Source organism: uncultured Jatrophihabitans sp., assembly GCF_964251945.1.
Taxonomy (GTDB): domain Bacteria; phylum Actinomycetota; class Actinomycetes; order Mycobacteriales; family Jatrophihabitantaceae; genus Jatrophihabitans.
Map to the genome: position 1 here is coordinate 170,846 of NZ_CAXULP010000002.1, position 18,405 is coordinate 189,250.

The 18,405-nt window shown below is 72.1% G+C and carries 16 protein-coding genes; 10 read left to right on the top strand and 6 right to left on the bottom strand.

All coding sequences use genetic code 11. From position 1 onward, the window contains the following. Positions 1-8 precede the first annotated feature (8 nt). Positions 9-794, top strand: a complete 786-nt coding sequence (locus ACFFBG_RS05790; RefSeq protein WP_375476579.1) for a GAF domain-containing protein — start codon at positions 9-11, stop codon at positions 792-794. Further along, complete coding sequence (locus ACFFBG_RS05795; protein ID WP_375476581.1) at positions 791-1,525, top strand: ANTAR domain-containing protein; 735 nt, start codon at positions 791-793, stop codon at positions 1,523-1,525. The genes ACFFBG_RS05790 and ACFFBG_RS05795 overlap by 4 nt, the downstream gene beginning before the upstream one ends. Positions 1,526-1,580: 55 nt before the next feature. On the opposite strand, the gene ACFFBG_RS05800 is transcribed toward ACFFBG_RS05795, so the two are convergent. Next, positions 1,581-3,845 (bottom strand): EAL domain-containing protein, encoded by a 2,265-nt coding sequence (locus ACFFBG_RS05800; RefSeq protein ID WP_375476583.1) that lies wholly within the window; start codon positions 3,843-3,845, stop codon positions 1,581-1,583. 94 nt (positions 3,846-3,939) lie between these two features. Between ACFFBG_RS05800 and ACFFBG_RS05805 the strand changes: the two genes are divergently transcribed. After that, entirely contained in the window at positions 3,940-5,085 is a 1,146-nt protein-coding gene (locus tag ACFFBG_RS05805; RefSeq protein ID WP_375476585.1) for a cytochrome P450, read from the top strand. Positions 5,086-5,104: 19 nt separating this feature from the next. On the opposite strand, the gene ACFFBG_RS05810 is transcribed toward ACFFBG_RS05805, so the two are convergent. After that, the gene (locus ACFFBG_RS05810) at positions 5,105-5,413 is read right to left on the bottom strand and encodes a hypothetical protein (protein WP_375476587.1); all 309 of its coding nucleotides are present in this window, start codon (positions 5,411-5,413) and stop codon (positions 5,105-5,107) included. Positions 5,414-5,746: 333 nt separating this feature from the next. Between ACFFBG_RS05810 and ACFFBG_RS05815 the strand changes: the two genes are divergently transcribed. The 7 genes from ACFFBG_RS05815 (at position 5,747) to ACFFBG_RS05845 (ending at position 11,825) form a co-directional block, all read left to right on the top strand. After that, positions 5,747-7,279: an endonuclease/exonuclease/phosphatase family protein gene (locus ACFFBG_RS05815; protein ID WP_375476589.1), complete on the top strand. Its 1,533-nt coding sequence runs from the start codon at positions 5,747-5,749 to the stop codon at positions 7,277-7,279. Positions 7,280-7,362: 83 nt separating this feature from the next. Further along, positions 7,363-8,283 carry a glucose-1-phosphate thymidylyltransferase RfbA gene (gene rfbA, locus ACFFBG_RS05820; RefSeq protein ID WP_375476591.1) on the top strand — a complete coding sequence of 307 codons (921 nt, stop codon included), beginning with the start codon at positions 7,363-7,365 and terminating at the stop codon, positions 8,281-8,283. Beyond that, positions 8,280-8,840: a dTDP-4-dehydrorhamnose 3,5-epimerase family protein gene (locus ACFFBG_RS05825; protein WP_375476593.1), complete on the top strand. Its 561-nt coding sequence runs from the start codon at positions 8,280-8,282 to the stop codon at positions 8,838-8,840. Before rfbA ends, ACFFBG_RS05825 begins: the two co-directional genes overlap by 4 nt. Beyond that, on the top strand, positions 8,840-9,835 hold the full coding sequence (rfbB, locus tag ACFFBG_RS05830; protein ID WP_375476595.1) for a dTDP-glucose 4,6-dehydratase: 996 nt from the start codon (positions 8,840-8,842) through the stop codon (positions 9,833-9,835). The genes ACFFBG_RS05825 and rfbB overlap by 1 nt, the downstream gene beginning before the upstream one ends. Then, the gene (gene rfbD, locus ACFFBG_RS05835) at positions 9,832-10,707 is read left to right on the top strand and encodes a dTDP-4-dehydrorhamnose reductase (RefSeq protein WP_375476597.1); all 876 of its coding nucleotides are present in this window, start codon (positions 9,832-9,834) and stop codon (positions 10,705-10,707) included. The genes rfbB and rfbD overlap by 4 nt, the downstream gene beginning before the upstream one ends. Before the next feature lie 85 nt (positions 10,708-10,792). Continuing rightward, complete coding sequence (locus ACFFBG_RS05840) at positions 10,793-11,302, top strand: hypothetical protein (RefSeq protein WP_375476599.1); 510 nt, start codon at positions 10,793-10,795, stop codon at positions 11,300-11,302. A gap of 157 nt (positions 11,303-11,459) precedes the next feature. Continuing rightward, positions 11,460-11,825 (top strand): hypothetical protein, encoded by a 366-nt coding sequence (locus ACFFBG_RS05845; RefSeq protein ID WP_375476600.1) that lies wholly within the window; start codon positions 11,460-11,462, stop codon positions 11,823-11,825. A 122-nt stretch (positions 11,826-11,947) separates the two neighbouring features. On the opposite strand, the gene ACFFBG_RS05850 is transcribed toward ACFFBG_RS05845, so the two are convergent. From ACFFBG_RS05850 to ACFFBG_RS05865, 4 genes are all read right to left on the bottom strand, one after another. After that, positions 11,948-13,285, bottom strand: coding sequence for a DUF222 domain-containing protein (locus tag ACFFBG_RS05850; protein ID WP_375476602.1), 1,338 nt, complete (start codon positions 13,283-13,285; stop codon positions 11,948-11,950). 297 nt (positions 13,286-13,582) lie between these two features. After that, positions 13,583-15,490 (bottom strand): glycosyltransferase, encoded by a 1,908-nt coding sequence (locus ACFFBG_RS05855; RefSeq protein WP_375476604.1) that lies wholly within the window; start codon positions 15,488-15,490, stop codon positions 13,583-13,585. Between the two features lie 110 nt (positions 15,491-15,600). After that, a complete protein-coding gene (locus ACFFBG_RS05860; RefSeq protein ID WP_375476606.1) occupies positions 15,601-16,332 on the bottom strand; it encodes a class I SAM-dependent methyltransferase in 732 nt (243 codons plus the stop codon). Positions 16,333-16,410: 78 nt separating this feature from the next. Beyond that, on the bottom strand, positions 16,411-18,405 hold the full coding sequence (locus ACFFBG_RS05865) for a glycosyltransferase family 2 protein (RefSeq protein ID WP_375476608.1): 1,995 nt from the start codon (positions 18,403-18,405) through the stop codon (positions 16,411-16,413).

Below are 18,405 nucleotides of genomic sequence, written 5' to 3' on the forward strand. Positions count from 1 at the left end.
CGGCGCACATGAGCGACCCCGACCGGCCGCAAGGGCCCGAACGCACCCACCGCGAGCAGTCGATGGCGCAGACATTCGTGCAGCTTGCGGACACCCTCGTCGGCGAGTTCGACATCAGCGATCTGTTCGACCGCTTGACGACCGCCTGCGTCGACCTGCTCGACGCCGCCAGCGCCGGCCTCATGCTCGCCGACCGGCACGGCAGGCTGCAGCTGATGGCGTCCTCCAACGCCGCGATGCGCATCTTGGAGCTGTACGAGGTCTCGAACGACGAGGGCCCTTGCATGGACGCGTACGCCAGGCACGAGCGGATCTCGGTCGACCTGCGCGACGCGCCGGCGCGCGGGCGCTGGCCGAGGTTCACGATCCGCGCGCTCGAAATGGGGTTCACCGGGGTGCAGGCGCTGCCGATGCGCTTGCGGGACAACACGATCGGCGCCCTCAACGTCTTCCACACCGGCGAAACCCGCTTCGACGAACACGACATCGCGATCGCGCAGGCCCTCGCCGACGTCGCCACCATCGCGATCCTGCAGCACCGGGCGCTCGGCAGCAGCGAGGCGCTGGCCGAGCAGCTGCAGACCGCGCTGAACGAGCGGATCGTCATCGAGCAGGTGAAGGGTCTGCTCGCCGAGCGGGGTCAGCTCGACATCGACGTGGCGTTCGAGCTGCTCCGCGACTTCTGCCGCAGCTCGCGCTTGCCGCTCACCCGCACCGCCCGCGAGCTGCTGACCGGCCAGCGCGATCCCGACGACGTCCTGGCGACCCGCTGGCCACCTACCCCCACGCCATGACAGAGAACAACGGCAGCCGGCTGGCCGAGCTTTTCACCCGAGTGGGCCGCGAGCTCGCCGCGCAGCACTCGATCGAGGAGGTGCTCGCGATGATCACAGCGCGCGCTCTCGAGGTCATTCCTGCCGCCGAGCACGCTGCGATCAGCCGCGGCCACGACGGCGCCTTCGAAACGGTCGCGCCCACCAGCGACCTGCCGCTGCAAGTGGACCAGATCCAGTACGACCTCGGGTCCGGGCCGTGCGTGGACGCCATTCTGGACAACACCTGCTTTCGCGTGGGCGATCTCGCCACGGATCCGTCCTGGCCTGAGTTTGGCCCGCAGGCGGCGGCGGATTACGGCATCCGCAGCATGCTGTCAGTGCGCCTATTCGTCGAGGCAGAGGGCCAGCTGACCGGGTTGAACCTCTACGCCGGTGCCGTCGACGCCTTCGACGACTCGGATGAGACGACCGCCGTGCTGCTCGCGACCCACGGCGCGCTCGCGGTCACCGCTGGGCGCCGGCAGGACAAGATCGACAATCTGGAGCGGGCGTTGCTCTCCAGCCGCCGCATCGGCATCGCCATCGGCATCCTGATGGCCACCCACAAGATCACCGCTGACCAGGCCTTCGACCTGCTGCGCATCGTCAGCCAAAACAAGCATCGCAAGCTGGTCGACGTCGCCGAGAGCGTCGTCGAGACCGGCGCGATCGAGTTGCCACGGGTGCCCGAGACGCGCGGACGCCGCTGAGCTCAGCCCGGCGCGCACGCGCAGGTCATGCGCGGCGTCCAGTGGGGCCGGGCGGTCACGCGACGCCGACGCCGATGCCAACGCCGGCGCCGGCGCCGTCGGCAGACAGGACCATGAGCTCGGCGAGCGCTGTCGGCCGGCCGAGCAGGTAGCCCTGCGCGGCGTCGCATCCGGCGGCGAGCGCGGCGTCCAGCCCGGACCGCGTCTCGACGCCTTCGGCGACCACGAACGCGCCGAACCGGCGTGCGAGCTCGGCAACCGCCGCCAGCGTCGCCGCGCCGGCGCCGTCCGCGGCCGCTGCGACAAGCGTGCGGTCGATCTTGACGATGTCCGGGCGCAACGCTCGCAGCCGGCCGAGGTCGGCGAAGCGCGCGCCGAAGTCGTCCACCGCGATGCGTACGCCCAGCTCGCGCAGGCCGGCGATCGTCGACGCCCCTGCCCGGTCATGCGCGGCCAGTCCGTCCTCGCGCAGTTCGACGACGAGCCGGTCCGCGGCGAACTCGAGCCGGTCGAGCAGCCGCGTCAGCCGGCGCGGGAAGGACTCGTCGATCAAGGTGGCTCCGCTGACGTTGACCGCGAGCGTGCGCCCGTCGCCCCAGGACGCGGCCGCCACCACCGATTTCGCGATCACGACATCGTCGAGCGCCGCCGCCAAGCCGAGCGCGGCCGCGGCGGGCAAGAAGGCGGCCGGCGCGACGGCGGCGCCGCGGAAACACCAGCGGGCCAGCGCCTCGACGCCGTGCTGCCGGCCGTCGGCGAGCTGAATCGGCTGCACCGCGACATCGATGCGGTCGGCGGCGATGTCCGCGTCGAGCGCCGAGCGCAGATCGAGCTCGCCGCCGGACTCGCCGAGGTCGGCGGAGTACAGCGACATCCGCGACTTGCCGCCGCGCTTGGCGTCGTACATGGCGAGGTCAGCCCAGCGGAGCATGTCCGCCGCGTCAGCGGGCTGGTCCGCAGGCTGCAACACCGCCACGCCGACGCTGGCGCTGACCGGGATCAGCCGCCGGCCCACCTGGACCGGCAGCGCGAGCGCGGACATCAGCCGGTCGGTGGCCATCTCGCTGTCGGCCCCCTGCTCCGGCAACACCGCGTCCTCCAGCAGGACCGCGAACTCGTCTCCGCCGAGGCGGGCGAGCGTGTCGCTGGAGCGGATGGCGGCACGCAGCCGCTCGCTGACTTGGACGAGCAACTCGTCCCCGGCCGGATGCCCGAGGGAGTCGTTGACGGTCTTGAAGTCGTCGAGGTCGATGAGCACAAGCCGCAGCGCGCGCCGGTCGCGGCTGTGCCGGTCTAGCGCGTGCTGCAACCGATCGGCGAACAGCGCGCGGTTGCCGAGGCCGGTGAGCGAATCGTGCAGCGCCTGGTGAGTGACCCGCGACATCAACACGCGGTTGTCGAGCAGCACGATCACCTGCCGGGCGATCAGCAGCCACACGGTGACCGTCGCCGTCACCAGCATCACCGAATCGTGCGGACTGTCGTGCAGGCGCAGCGCGGCGGCCAGCACGCCCACGCCGGCCGGCAGGTAGGGCAGCAGCAGCGCCGCGCGCGGGGTTTCGGCGAGTTGCCTCTCGTCGTGCACGGCGTCGGCGTCGGTCGTCGTGGCGGCGGCGACGACGAGGAATCCCGCGACCCAGCACGCGTCGATGAGGTTGCCGGTCTGGTAGCTGCCGGTCGCGCTCAGGTAGGCGAAACCGCTGTCGGCGACGGCGAAGCCGCTGAGCCCCACGCCGACCCAGACGAGGGCGGTCCGGCCGCCGGCGCGGGCGTAGCTGAGCACGATGACGACGACGGCCAGCAGCGCGAGGTCGCCCGCCGGATAGGCGAGCGAGACGATCGTGGCGAGATCGCTGCCGCCGCCGCGGTACACCTGACCGAACGCGGTCGCCCAGCTGATGGCGAACAGCGAGATCACGACGAGCACCACGTCCAACACGATGCGCGTCTTCGCCCGGCCGGCGAACGCGCGCGACGGGCGCACCATCAATCCGGCGGCGGTGCAGGCCGGGAAGAGCAGGAAGCCCACGTCGGCCAGCGACGGGAACGGGCTCTCGACCTGGCGCACGAGCTCGTACCAGGACCAGATCGTCTCGCCGATCGCCCAGCAGCCGGCGCCGGCGCCGATCAACGCCCAGGACAGCCGCAGCCGGCCCGCGCCAGCCCGCGCGCGGCGGAACCCGGCGATCGCCGCGACGGCCGCGGTGGCCAGCTGCGTCAGGTCGTCGACCGCGCGGGTCGTGAACGCGCCGCCGGGTTGCAAGCGAAGGTCCGCGACGAACGCGGCCACGACGAGGACGACGCACAGCCAAGGCGCCATCCGGCGAGTCATACCGGTGCTATCGGCAGCTATCCGGCCCACTTCAGCGACGGGCCGGATCAGTGCAATCGCGGCGGCCGCTTACGGTGGCCCGGTGCCGGAACCCAGCGTCGAGCAGCTCTGCGCGCCGGACGTGCACGTGCTGCTCGCGGACCTGCGCGCGCGGCGCCCGGTGTGCTGGCTGCCGGCCGTCCGGGCGTGGCTGGTCACCCGGCACGACCTGGCGGTCGAGGTCATGCGCGACCCGGCTGCCTACACCGTGGACGATCCGCGCTTCTCGACCGCGCGGGTGATCGGTCCGAGCATGCTGTCCGTCGACGGCGTGGCCCACCGCAGCCATCGGACGCCGTTCGTCGGCCCGTTCCGGCCGCGGCAGGTGCACGACCGGTACGGCGCGCTGATCGAGCGGCTGGCCCTCGACCTGGTCAGGCGGATGCGGGCCGGTGACCGGCGGGCCGCCGACGTGCGCACCCAATTCGCCGGGCCGCTGTCGGTGACGGTGCTGGCCGCCGTCCTCGGCGTACGCGACGTGGACGCCGCCACTGTGCTCGGCTGGTACGGCCGGCTCGTCGACGCGGTGCAGGCGATCAGCGCGGGCGCCCCGGCGCCGCCGGAGGCTGCCTGGGCCGCGATGGCCGAGCTCGGCGAGCACCTTCGGTCCGGGCTGCGCGACCCCGGCGAGTCGGTGCTGCGCGACGCCGCCGCCACGCTGGACGAGGCCGCCATCGTGGGCAACGCGGCGGTGATGATGTTCGGCGGGATCGAGACCACGGAAGGCATGCTCACGAACGCGTTGGCGCAGATCCTCGCCCGGCCGGGCGAGGCCGCGCGGCTCGCGGGCGACGGGCAGGCGGTGCCTGCGGCGGTCGAGGAGTCGTTACGGTTGGAGCCGGCAGCCGGCGCGGTCGACCGGTATGCGACACGGGACGTCTCGCTGGGCGGCGCGTTGATCGCCGCGGGCGACCTCGTCCGCGTCTCGTTGACCGCGGCGAACCGCGACCCGGCGGTGTTCGAGCACCCCGACGACTACGACCCGAGCCGGCCGAACCTGCGAGCCCAGCTCGCGTTCGCGACCGGACCGCACGTGTTCATCGCGATGGACCTCGCACGACTGGAGACGGTGATCGCGCTGCGCGTGCTGCTAGCCGAGCTGCCCGGGCTGCGGCTGCGCGCGCCGGCGCCCGCCCGCGGATTGATCTTCCGCAAGCCAGCGGCGGTGGAGGTCGCGTGGGCGAGCTGACGTTCTACGCCGGCCCGACTCACCCGCCGGGCGCGGCGCCGGACGCGCCGGCGGCCGAGTGCAGATCGCCGACGATCGAAGTGAGCTGCGAGGTGAACGAGGCGGCGTGCGCGCCGAGGCTGTCGAGCACGACGACCAGGTAGCTCGAGCCGCCGACGAACAGCAACGCGAACAGCAGCGCGATCGCTGCCGGCCAGCCGAGCAGCCGGCGTCGCTGACGCGCACACGGCGCCCATACGTCGTCGAGTGCTGTCGCGTCACTTGTCGCTGCCGCCGGCGCCGGCTCGGGCAGGACCGCGGCGCGGGCAGGCGCTTCGAGGATGTCCATGCCGAGCTCTTCTCGCCGACCGTCGGATCGCGTTCGCGACCGTCACCGACTTGATCGGCCAACCCGCGCGTCAGTTGAGCCGCGCCCGCCATGGCTTCAGCGCGTGGCGAGCAGGGCCCGCTCCAGCTCGCAGACGCATGGGCGGATTGTGCCGAGCCGCCTGTCAGTGGTCAGTTAGACCCGTCAGTGGTCGCGCCGCAGCGACCACTGACCGTGTCAAGTGACCACTGTCGGACGGGCATCCCGGCACGGACCGACCGGGAACGGCCGCGACGCAATAACCTAGGCGCCGCCGTGACCGCGCGGCCGATGTCGACTGGAGGGCTCCGCCGCATGCCGCACCGTCCGCGAGCCGGCACTGCTGTCGCCGGGCTCGCCCTGTTCGCCGCCGCCGCCGCAGTCGGCTTCGGCGTGGTGCCGGCGCCGGCGGCGGACGCCGCGACACCGCGACCGGCAGTGCCCCACGTCGTCAAGGTCGTCGCGATCAGCAGCAGCGCGTTCACCGTGCGAGTGGGCGAGACGGCTCACGCCACGTCGTTCCGCGTCTACGTCGCGCGCACGAAGCGCGGCTTGCATGTCGCCAGGATCCGGCACGCGCGGCATTCGGCGAGCCAGCGCTCCCGGCTCGTGACGATCCGCCGGCTGCGCTACCGCGCGACGCCGTACTACTACCGGGTCGAGGCGGTCAACGGAAAGCGCCACCGCTGGGACACCACCATCCACGCGGTGCGGCTGCGCCCGCCGACACCGGCCGGCCTGCGCGCGACGGCCGGACACGCCGGCACGTACCTGACCTGGCGCGCCGAGCCGGCGACGGGTTGGCAGATCACCCGGTCGACGCGGCGGAACTTCTCCGCCGGTCGGCGCACCTACCGCATCCGCGGCGCGAACCCGTCGTTCACGCCGTACGGGCTGGTGAAGGGACGGACGTACTGGTTCCGCGTGCAGGCGATGAACGGATCGACGAAGTCGGCGCCGGCCGCGGCCGTCCACGCCACGCCGCGCACCGCGCTGCAGTCGATCCGGATCGCGACCTACAACGTGCTCGAGGCGAACACCGCGGGAGCGCTCGAGAGCGGCGTCGCGCTCGCGGCCTGGCCCGCGCGCCGCGCCGGTGTCGTCGCGTCGATCCGCAAGTCGGGGGCGGCTGTCGTCGCGGTGCAGGAGGCGGCGGCCTGGATCGGCTCGCCGACGGGCTTCGGCGGCACCCGGCAGATCGACGATCTGCGCCGCGCGCTGGGCGGCGACTGGTCGCTGGCGACCACCGAGACCCCGCCGACGACGCACGGATTCCGGCGCACCGCCGATTACGTCCTGTACCGATCGAGGGTGTACCAGCCGGCGGCGGCCGGCGGCCACTGGTCGCTCGGCGACCAGCGCTGGGCTGCGTATCAGCTGCTGCGCAACCGCGCGACCGGGGCACGGGTCATCGCCGTGTCGCCGCACCTGCTGGCCGGCGCGGGCGCGCGTTACGACACGCTGCGCCAGCGCGAGGCGACGCGGCTGCTGGCGTTCGGCGCCGCCTACGCCCGCTCCACCGGCGCGCCGATTGTGTACGCCGGAGACTTCAACTCGACGGTGAACCGCAATCACGTCTTCGACGGCCCGGGCATCGTCATGCGCGCCGCGCACGTCGCGGACAGCGCGGACGCCGCCCAGCACATGACGAACGGCCAATACAACAGCGCCAACCTGAACATGCGCAGGCCGCCCACGGTCGGGCAGAGCATCGACCACATCTACGCGCCGCCCGGCGTGGCCGTCGTGTCGCGAACCGTGGTCGTCAAGCTGGTTCACGGCAGGTTCGTCGGCGCGATCCCGTCCGACCACAACCTCGTCGAAGCCCGGTTGGCATTTCCGTACTGACCGCGACCTGCTGACCGCGACCGCACTGACCGCGACCGCACTGACCGCGACCGGAAGTCGCAGCATCGTTAGGCTCTGACGCCATGAAGGGCATCGTGCTGGCCGGCGGGACGGGTTCGCGGCTGCATCCGGTGACGCTCGCGGTGAGCAAGCAGCTGCTGCCCGTCTATGACAAGCCGATGATCTACTACCCGTTGTCGGTGCTGATGCTGGCCGGCATCCGGGAGATCCTGGTGATCACGACGCCGCACGAGCACGACCAGTTCGAGCGGTTGCTCGGCGACGGCAGCCAGTGGGGCACGCAGCTCAGCTACGCGGTGCAGCCGTCGCCGGACGGGTTGGCGCAGGCGTTCCTGATCGGCGAGCGCTTCCTGGCCGGCGACAGCGCGGCGCTGGTGCTCGGCGACAACATCTTCTACGGCCACGGCTTCGGCGGCGCGCTGCGCGCGGCCGTCGGCCAGGTCGAGACGCACGGCGGCTGCGTGCTGTTCGGCTATCGGGTCAGCGATCCGGAGCGGTACGGCATCGCGGTGGTCGACGATGACGGCCGGATCGTCGATCTGGAGGAGAAGCCGGCGCACCCCCGCTCGAACCTCGCGGTGACCGGTCTGTACCTGTACGACGCGGGGGTGGTCGAGCACGCGAAGCGGCTGCGGCCCTCAGCGCGCGGCGAGCTGGAGATCACCGATCTGAACCGGGTGTACGTCGAGTCCGGGCCGACGAAGCTGGTCGACCTCGGCCGCGGCGCCGCGTGGCTGGACACCGGCACGCAGGACTCGATGCTCGAGGCGGCGCAATTCGTGCAGGTGCTGCAGCACCGGCAGGGCATCACGATCGCCTGCCTGGAAGAAGTCGCGATGCGCTGCGGCTTCATCACCCCGGAACAGGCCGTCGGGGCCGCCGACCGGATGGGCAAATCGAGCTACGCCGCGTACCTGCGGCGCGTCGCCGCCGAGTTCGTCGCCGAATCCGCGGCCGCGGGCGCCGCCGGAAGCCGAGCGTGAGCGTCGAGATCGTCCCGATGTCGGTTGAGCAGACCGACATCGACGGCCTCTTGCGGATCACCACCAAGGCGGTCACGGACGAGCGCGGCACGGTGCGCGAGTTCTTTCGGACGAGCGGGTTCGCCGAGGCAGGCGTGCCGGTGCCCGAGCGGTGGGCCCAGCTGAACCTGACCTGGACGAAGCGCGGCGGTCTGCGCGGCATGCACGGCGAGGCGACCGACAAGCTCGTCGGCGTCGCGGCGGGCGAGGCGCTCGGCGCCTATCTCGACGCTCGGCCCGATTCCCCCACCCGCGGAGCGGTGGTGACCGTGCCGTTGACCGTCGGGACGCAGGTGTTCGTGCCGGCCGGCGTGTGCAACGGCTTCCAGGCGGTGTCCGACGGCGGCTGCCAGTACCTGTACTGCTTCGGCGTCGAGTGGCAGCCCGGGATGTCCGGCGTGGCCGTCACGCCGCTCGACCCGGCGCTCGGCATTGCCTGGCCGGTGCCGATCGACACCGCCGACCCGGCGCAGATCTCGGCGAAGGACGCCGCCGCGCCGCGCTTCGAGCAGCTGTGATGCGCGTCCTCGTCACCGGCGGCGCCGGCTTCATCGGCGCCAACTTCGTCCACCACACCGTCGCCCACCGGCCGGATGCGCGGGTGACGGTGCTCGACGCGCTGACCTACGCCGCCAGCGAGCAGAGCCTGGCGCCGGTGCGCGAGAGCATTGATCTCGTCGTCGGCGACATCGCCGACCCCGACGCCGTCGACCGGCTGGTCGGCAAGAGCGACCTGGTCGTGCACTTCGCCGCCGAGTCGCACAACGACAACTCGCTGCGCGACCCGTCGCCGTTCGTCCGGACAAACCTCGTGGGGACGTTCACCCTTCTCGAGGCGGTGCGCCGGCACGGCGTGCGCTTCCACCACATCTCGACCGACGAGGTCTACGGCGACCTCGAGCTCGACGACCCGGCGAAGTTCACGCCGACGACGCCCTACAACCCCTCCAGCCCGTACAGCTCGACGAAGGCCGGCTCGGATCTGCTGGTCCGCGCCTGGGTGCGCAGCTTCGGCGTGCAGGCGACCATCTCCAACTGCTCGAACAACTACGGCCCGTACCAGCACATCGAGAAGTTCATCCCGCGCCAGATCACCAACGTGCTCGCCGGCCTGCGGCCCAAGCTCTACGGCGCGGGCGCGAACGTCCGCGACTGGATCCACGTCGACGACCACAACGCCGCAGTGTGGACGATCATCGACCGCGGTCAGCTCGGCGAGACCTACCTCATCGGCGCGGACGGCGAGCGCGACAACAAGGACGTGCTGCAGCTCCTCCTCGAGCTGCTGGGCAAGCCGGCGGACTGGTTCGACCACGTCACCGACCGCGCCGGACACGACCTGCGCTACGCGATCGACGCCAGCAAGCTGCGCGACGAGCTCGGCTGGCAGCCGCGCTACCGCGATCTGCGCAGCGGGCTCGAGCAGACGATCCGCTGGTATCGCGACAACCGCGAGTGGTGGGAACCGGCGAAGGCGGCGACCGAGTCGCGCTACGCCGAGTCCGGCCAATGAGCACCTGGCTGGTGACTGGCGCCAACGGCCAACTCGGCACGCATGCGTTGCCGCTGCTCGCCGCCGCGGGGATCGACGTCGTCGCCACCACCCGCGCCGAGCTCGACCTGGGCGACCCTGAGCAGGTCGAGGCGATGATCGCCGAGCATCGGCCGGACGTCGTGCTCAACGCCGCCGCCTACACCGCCGTCGACGCCGCGGAGGACGACGAGGCCGGCGCCGACCGGATCAACCGCGCTGGGCCGGCCGCGGTCGCCGAGGCGCTGGCCCGGCACGGCGGGCGGCTGCTGCACGTCTCCACCGACTACGTCTTCGCCGGCGACGCGAGCGAGCCCTACGAGGTGGACGCGCCGGTCGGCCCCACCGGTGCGTACGGCCGGACCAAGCTGGCCGGCGAGCAGGCGGTGGCGCGGGCGCTGCCCGACCGACACCACGTCGTGCGCACCGCGTGGGTCTACGGCGGCCCGACTGCCAATTTTGTGGACACGATGACTCGACTCGAACGCGAACGCGAGACGCTCACGGTGGTCAATGACCAAATCGGCTCGCCGACCTGGGTGGCCGACCTCGCCGGGGCGCTCGTCGAGCTCGGTCGCGGCGACGTGCCGGCCGGCACGCTGCACTACGTCAACGCCGGCCAGGCGTCCTGGTTCGAACTCGCGCGTGCGGTGTTCCGGCTGATCGGCGCCGATCCCGAGCGCGTCCAGCCGGTGGACAGCGCGGCGTTCCCGCGGCCGGCGAAACGGCCGGGGTGGTCGGTGCTGTCCACCCGCGCGTGGGTCGCCGCTGGCCTGACCGCGCCACGACCCTGGCAGGACGCGTTGGCCGAGGCGCTCGCCGGCCGCCGGGCCGCGACCGCGGGTGGCCGCTGAGCGAACGTGCTGGGCGCTGCGCGCCTTCGCCGGGCGCTAGGCTCGCACCCGCCCCGCCTGTCCCAGCCGCCGCGAGGAGATCCGCATGGGCAACTCGATGCCGCCGCCCGCGTCGTTCGACCTGGTCGACAGCGTCGCGCGGTTACGCGGAGCGGACGTCGAGATCCTGCTGGCCGAACCGAAGAGCGAGATCGCCGGCTCGTCGGTCGAAGTCTCATTGGGTCGCGGCACCCGGACGGTGCGCGCGGACGGCGAACTCGTCGAGGACGACGGCGGCCGTCGGCTGATCGTGCGCGCCCGGCGCGCGGAACTCGACGACGGCATCTGGACGCTGACCCTCGAGCACGGGGCGGCCGAGCGCCAGCAGTTGGCAGCCCGCCTGCTCGTGCAGGGCGACCGGCCGCTCGTGCTGCTCTGGGGCGCGAAAGCCACGCACAGCCTCCCCCCGCCGGCTACGGCCGGGCAGGCGGCTCGGCGCAAGGCCGCAGTCGCAGGCGAACGCGTGCTCGAGCAGGCGCTGTCTCTGCTGCCCCCCGAGCGCACCGCCCGGCTGCGGGTCGCGGCGCGCGACGCCGCCAGCCGCCTGCTGCGCTGATCGCGGTCTTCGTCAGCAAACGGAGCGACGCGATCCGCGCGGGTGTGGACGGTAGCCTCCCGCAATGAGGGCGGTATCGGTCGAACCTGATCCTCGGCTGTCGATCTTCGCCGGCACGGCGGTTGGGTGGCGGTACGCGGCGCAAGTTCCAGCGCCGGTGTCGGCCGATGCGCTGGTTTGGGCGCGCGCGACTTTCGAGGGCTCGCCCTTCTCGATGCGCGTGTTCCTGGTCATCGGCTGGACGGCGCTCATCCTGGAAGGCGGGCCCAGATCCGACGCGACGCACATTCTCGGCTGGCCGATCGCCCAAGCCACACCAGAGATGACCGCTCTCCAGCGGCGGTCGCGGCTTGGCATACACGCGACACTTCTCTTCGCAACGCAGCCGGACGCCGTCACGTTCTCCAGCGCGATGGTCTTCACGCACCGTCCCGGCCGGGTCGTCTGGGCCGTTGTCGCGCCAATCCACCGCTGGGCAGTGCGGATCGCGCTGAGCCACGCTTCAACCGTCGTCGCACGATAGCGACCCGCACGATTGGACACGGTGTCTCGCGTGGCAGATGACGGACCGAAACCATCGAGCGCCGACCATGTCAAGACGGTCTTCTGTGACAGGCGATGGCAGGTTCGAACGCGCGAGACAGTTCAGGGTTTGTCGTGGAGGGTGTTGCGGACGGGTGTCTGGTTTGGATCGATCCAGGGTGGCGGGATCCACCACATCCGGCCGTTGATCATGCGGGTGGTCCAGCCTTGACGGACGCGTTCGCGGTGGTCGTAGCCGCAGACCAGTCCGCCGTCGTCGACGCTGGTCTGGCCGGTGATCGCGTAGTCGGTCGCGTGGTGCGCTTCGCACCAGCCCGGCGGGGCGGGGCAGCCGGGGAACGTGCACCCGAGATCGCGGGCGGCGAGCGCGCGGCGTTGCCGGCGGGTGAAGATCCGATGCTCCCCACTGAGGGCGGTGACGGCGAGCATGTCGTCCAGCGCGACGGTCACGACGGTGGCGTCGCCGCCGGCCTGCCGGATCGCCTCCCTCGCGGTGAGCACCCCGCCGTGCCCGGCCTGCGCGCAGCCGACCCCCGTCAGCCACGCCCGCTGGTCGATGGTGATCAACACCGTGGTCGACACCCCGCCCGCGTCCGGCAGCTGCCCAGCCCTGATCAGCAGCTTCAACCCGTCCAGCAGCGCGTCGTGGCGCCGCTGCCCGCCCGACCGCAGGTCGCGAACGCCGTCTGACGCTGGTTTCGGGGCAGCGAGGGAGTCGAACACCGTCAACAGCACCTCGGTCAACTCCGGGTTCAGCTCCGCGGCGACCCGCGACGACCCGTCCGGCCGGCAGAACACAGCAATCCCGCGACGCTGCTCGCGGCGCTCGTCGGCCTCCGGCGGCGCGCAGTCCTGCTCCACTGTGACCAGCGCGTGCCGCGCCGCCTTCCCCACCACTTCCGGCCCGCACGCCGCGGCCAGGTTTAGCAGGGCGTCCCGGATCCCGTCCGCCGCCTCGACCGTGACGTGTCCGGGCAGCTGGTCGAGCGCCTTGACGATGATCCGCGACTGCTCGACCGACACCACCCCCACGGCCTGCCCGGCCGCCACCTCCGGATGCACCGGCGGCAGGACCTCCCCCAGCAGCGAGACGCGCGGCCCCAGGTTCCGCGCCGCGCTCACCCGGGCGTGCGCCTCCCGCCGCGAGACCCGCAACGTCTCGACCAGCAGGGTCTGCGGATCCCGATAGCCCTTCGCCTGCGCCACCCCGCGGCGCTCCAACTGCGTCACCACCCGGTGGTCCAACGCGGCCAGCCGCCGGCGCAACCGCTCCGCCTCGCGCAGGCCGTCAAGGATGTCGGCGTCGCTGGATACGGACAGATCCGCGCCCAACAGCGTGTCGAGCTCGGCGTGCATCGCCGCCAGCGACGCGGCCGGCGAGCCTGCCTGCGGCAGCACAGAACCGTCCCCGGCCGGACGATCCTCGAGGTCCAGACTCACGTGTTCTATATTAGTCGAACATCGCGGGGAGTCAAGCGATCAGGCAGCCGGAATCCCCTACGTAGTAGGAACTTCCGCATTGTGTCGCCTTCGAGCGCTGGGCCGACGAGCACAGACCGGACCGTGCCCGGGACAGCGAACGGGACCCCGAGTCCCATGACATCGGGACATCGAGGCTGTCACCGTTTCGTCAGCCCAGCACAGAGCTGCACCGACAGCGCGTTCGGCTGGTTCGGCTTTCTGCTTCGCTGCCTCCGTTCTGAGGCGACGAGGTGATCCGGCCGTCAGCGCCGCGCGTCACTTCCTCGTCTGCGCCGCCGCCTGCGATGCGGCGCGCAACCGCGCCGTCCCGGCCGCCACAACCAGGACGAGGCCGGTGTCGCCGACGCGGCCTTCGAGCTCGACGCGGACCGGGTGTTCGCCGTCGCGCAACGCGGCGCTGAACTCGAGCACCGCGTCGCCGCGCTCGAGCACTGCGTCGCCGCCCTCAAGCACTGCGCGCCTCCCGGTCGCGGTCAACGTCAACGGCGCTGTGGCGCCGCCGCCCAGAACAGCGGTTCCGGCCAACCGCGAGTCACCCGCGCAGTGGACGTCCGGCATCGGCAGCCGCACGTCCACCGCGGTCAGACCGCTGCCGGCGGCGCGCGCCGCCACGCTCGCCGAGACAACCGGCGGCCGCGCCGAGCCGGTCACGCTGCGCACCGACGAGGAGACGTCGAGGCTGTACAGCCCCGCCTTATTGACGTAGCCGACGGCGGTGCTGCCGGCCAGCAGGCCGACCCGGGTCACGCCGCCGCGCAACGGTCGATGCACGGCGAAGCCGAGCGCCTCGAAGCGGGCCGCGAAGTCCCAGACGGGGTCGGTCAGGCCGTGCTCCGCGGCGAACGCCACCGGGTCGAACCGCGCCACGACCGAGCCAGTCAGCGTGCCGGTCAGCGCGCCGTCGCCGGCACGCTCGACGACGCACCGCACGGCGCCGTTGCCGGTCAGCCGCCAGGTCGAGCGCGACGAGCGGCCCTTCACGCTCGCGGTGAAGGCTGCCCGCTCGACGTCGTCGGTGACGTCGAGCGCATGTGCGGGAAGCACGTCGGCAAGCTCCTGCGGGACGACGCGCAGCCAGCGGTCCCCGACCCGACGCAGCCGCAGGGGCTCGCCAGCGCCGGTGGTCAGCGTCGCGCTGATCGTCAGCACCAGCGCCGAGCCGACCCACTCGACGGCGTCGAGGGTCGGCGTCGCGAAGACGCCGTCGTCGAGCTCGGCGAGCAGGCGCTGCAGGCCGAGGTCCCCGTGCCGCACGAGCGCCAACCTCGCCCGGTCCGCGGCGGGCAGCCCCGGATCGAGGGCCGGCGGCATGTGCCGCTCGACGAGTTCGCGGGCGTGGCGGTAGCCGGTCTCGACATACTCCAACGGCTGGGGCAGGCACTTGGGGCCGAGCATCCCCAGGACCCGTGCTCGCACGTGGTGGGTGAGCAGCGGCTGCCGGCCGGGGCGCCCGGCCAGCTCGCGGTCGATGAACGCCAGCAGCCGATCGAGGTTCGACCAGAACTCCTCGGCGCTGCGGTCGAACGTCGCCGACGTGTTCGCCGGACCTTCGACCCAGTGGTAGAAGGCGCGCGAGGACAGGATGGCGATCCGGGCGCCGCGCGCGAACGCGGTGGTGTTGAAGTAGATGTCCTCCCACAGCACCCGCTTGCCCTCCGGGAAGCGCAGCTGGTGGCGCAGCACGAACTCGCGGCGGTACAGCTTGTGCGGAGTCATCGGGTCGAGCGGGTTGCGCTCGCGGGGCCCGACGAGCGGAATGTCGGCGGCGAACGAATCCCACCCCCACGACCAGCCGTTGGTGCGGACCTCCTTCGCGTTCACGACGTCGGCGGCGTGCGCGTGCCCGAACTCGTAGGCCGCCGCGAGCCCGCCGGCGACCAGCTCGTCGTCGTGGTCCATGAACAGCAGGTACTCGCCGCGGGCGATCTCGATGCCGACGTTGCGCGGGCGGCTCGCCCAACCGGAATTCTCGATCGAGCGAACGACGACGTTCGCCCGGGCGCGCGCGATCTCGGCCAGCCGATCCCGGGTGTCGTCGGTCGACCCGTCGTCCACGAAGACGATCTCGACGTCCCGCGCGGCCATCGGCTGCGCCGCGATCGAGTCGACGAGCTTCGTCAATGCGGCCGGCTCGGAGTTGTAGGTCGCGACGATGACGCTCACCTTCGGCGGGCGCCCCGGCCGGCGCGTCGCCGCGTCGCGCAGCTTTCCACCGATTACGGGCAGCAGCTGGCCCGGTACGACGCGTCGGGACGCCGAGCGCGCCGACATGGTCAGCCGACGACGTCGGCGAACGCCGCGCGCACCGCGGCGCGATCAACACCGCGGCGACGGCGGCGCAGCATCGGCAGTTGACGCCAGCCGGGGCTGGCCAGCAACCGTTCGGGGTCGAGCGCCCGCGTCCTGCGCAGCACCTCGTCGGGCACGCGTTGCGGGTCCGGCTCGAGCGCGACGTCGAGCCACGCGTCGTACTGCGGCAGCACGCCGCCGCGGGACGCATCGGGAGCGAGCACGACGACCAAGCCGGTCGGCGTGGTGTCCACCTCGAGCACGATCAGCTCGGGGCAGAAGTCACGCAGCGCCTGCGCCGCCTTGTAGATGTCACCGGTCCACGGGCCGGTGTGCCGGTGCCGGGCGGCCTCGTCGATCGAGCGCGGCAGCATGTCGTCGAACACGACGACGCTCGTCGCGGCGGTAAACCGCTCGAGCGCGAGGTAGTCGCGCAGCGCGTATTCGGCGAGATGCATGCCGTCGATGAACGCGAGGTCGATCACCGTGGTCGGCAAGTGCGCGAGCGGCCGCGCGCGGGCGAAGAACTCATCGCTGGTCGTGCGGGCCAACTGCATGTCGCCGAGCAGCTCGCGCCTGATGGAGAAGTCCGGGTCGATCCCGATGCTCGGCACCCGGGACAGCGTCAAGCTCTCGCCGTAGTGCACGCCGGTTTCGACGTACGTTCGCGGCCGGGTCAGCTCATGCATCGCCTGCAGGAACTCGTGGCGTCTCAACCGGTCATCCTTCATTCGCGCGGGGCCGACCGGTCTCATCCTGCCTGCCGGCGTCGTGGCGTGTCACCCGGCGCCCGATCACCGTTCGCGCCAACGTCGCGCGACGCTCCGGGCGCGACGGCGCGCGCGGCCGGCGATGCGTCGGGCCCGGCCGAGCACCCCGCGCCGCTGCGACGCGTTCGCTCTCCGTGCCGCCTGCTCCGACCGCAGGCGCGGCGAACGGCGGCGGCCGACGACGAGCACCGTCGCCGTGCGCCAGCTGACCGTCCCGCGCGGCAGCTGCAGCTCCGCGGTGACCCGCCATGCGCCAGGCGCGAGGTCCGGCGCCTGCGCGGCCAGCGTCGCGACGCCCGCTTCGGCCGCGCGCCACCCGGCCGCGAGCACGACCGCCGACGACGAGGACGACGACGAGGCGGGCGTGAGACGCAGCGCGACCGCCGGCCGCGCGTCCGCGTCCAGCGCGAGGTCCAAATCGACGACGAGCGCGGCCGAACCGCCTGCCGACCGCTCGAGCCGACACCTGCCTGGGCGCTTGGCGAGCTCTGCGGTCTTGGCGTCGATATTCAGACTCAGCTTCTCCGCGCCCGCCGTCCAGTACGCGACGATCGGGACGCCCGACAGCACCGCCGGTCGGCAGCCGGCGAGTGCCGGCTCGAGGCGCTCGACGGCGAGCCGGTTCTGCTTCGACCAGCCGGTCTGCGACACCGTGACGTAGAGGTCCCACACGCCCGGAGTGAGCAGCCGGCCGCCGCCGAGCGTGCGCGGGTCGACGACCCCGACGGCATGAAAGCTCAGCCACGCCGCGTCGCCGTCGGTGTGCGTCGTGCGCGTCGACTCGGTCGGGATCTTCCATTCCTCGCTGTCGGCGCGCCGGCGGATCACGAGGTCCGCCCGCGCGGCCCTGACGGCGGCAGTGCAGTCGAGGGCGTCCTCGGCCGGCCCGTGCTCGAGCGCCGGCGTCGTCAACAGCATCCGGTCGCCGTCGACTCGGTAGGTCCACGGCCGCGCCTCGGGTCCGTTCACCAGCAGCGCGTCGACGGTCACCGTCAGCCGGCCCCGATCGTCCCAGCGGAGGTCCGCCAGCGTGCTGTGGCAGCGGACGCCCACCTGGTGCCGGACGTAGCGAGTCAGGTCCGCGAACCGGTTCGCGCGCAGCTGCTCGGACCGCACCTGCTGCGGCGCCGACAGTCCGCGGTCGACGTGCGGCGGAATGCAAGCGAGCGCGATCGCCCGCGCCTCGTCGAACACCGACCGCTGATGGTCGGGCTCCTCCTTCAGGAAGGGGGCGCCGTCGAGACGGCCGAGCAGCTCTTGACGCAGCGGCCGGCGCAGGCAGCGGTCGCGCAGGGCGCCCGGCTCGGTCTCGGCGAGGATCAGCTCGACGACTTCTCGGGCGTATCGGTAGTAGAACGGCGGGTCGATCCGCTGCAGCCCCGCGTTGCCGATGTCCGGCCGGCCGATGTGGAAGTAGCAGTGATAGTCGGCGAGCAGCGAGATCCGCCGTGCGCGGAAGTACGCCGCGATCACGAACATGTGATCCTCGAGCCGGCGCCGCCCCTCGGGAAAGCGCAGCTCGTGCTCGGCGAGAAACGCCGCGCGATACAGCTTGTGCGGGGTGAGCGAATCCATCAGCGGGGTGTCCGACAACGTCACCGCGGGACGGTTCGCGGTGAACATCGCCTTGGCCACGCCCCGGTGGTGGCCGGCGTAGCGGCCGATCAGGATGTCCGACTCGTGCGCCTCGGCGTAGTCGAGCATCCGCTGCAGCGCCTCGACGCCGAACCAGTCGTCGTGGTCGGCGAAGAAGACGTACCGGCCGCGCGCGAGGTCGATGCCGACATTGCGCGGGCGGCCGGGCCAACCGCTGTTCGGTTCGCGCACCACCGTGAAGTGGCCGTGCTCGGCGGCCAGCGCGTCCAGTCGATCCGGCGTGGAGTCGGTCGACCCGTCGTCGACGAAGATGACCTCGAACTCCTCGGTCGACATCGTCTGGCGCAGCAGCGAGTCGATCAACGGCTCGATGTGCGGGCCGGTGTTGTAGACAGCGATGACGACGCTGACCCGAACGGCCAT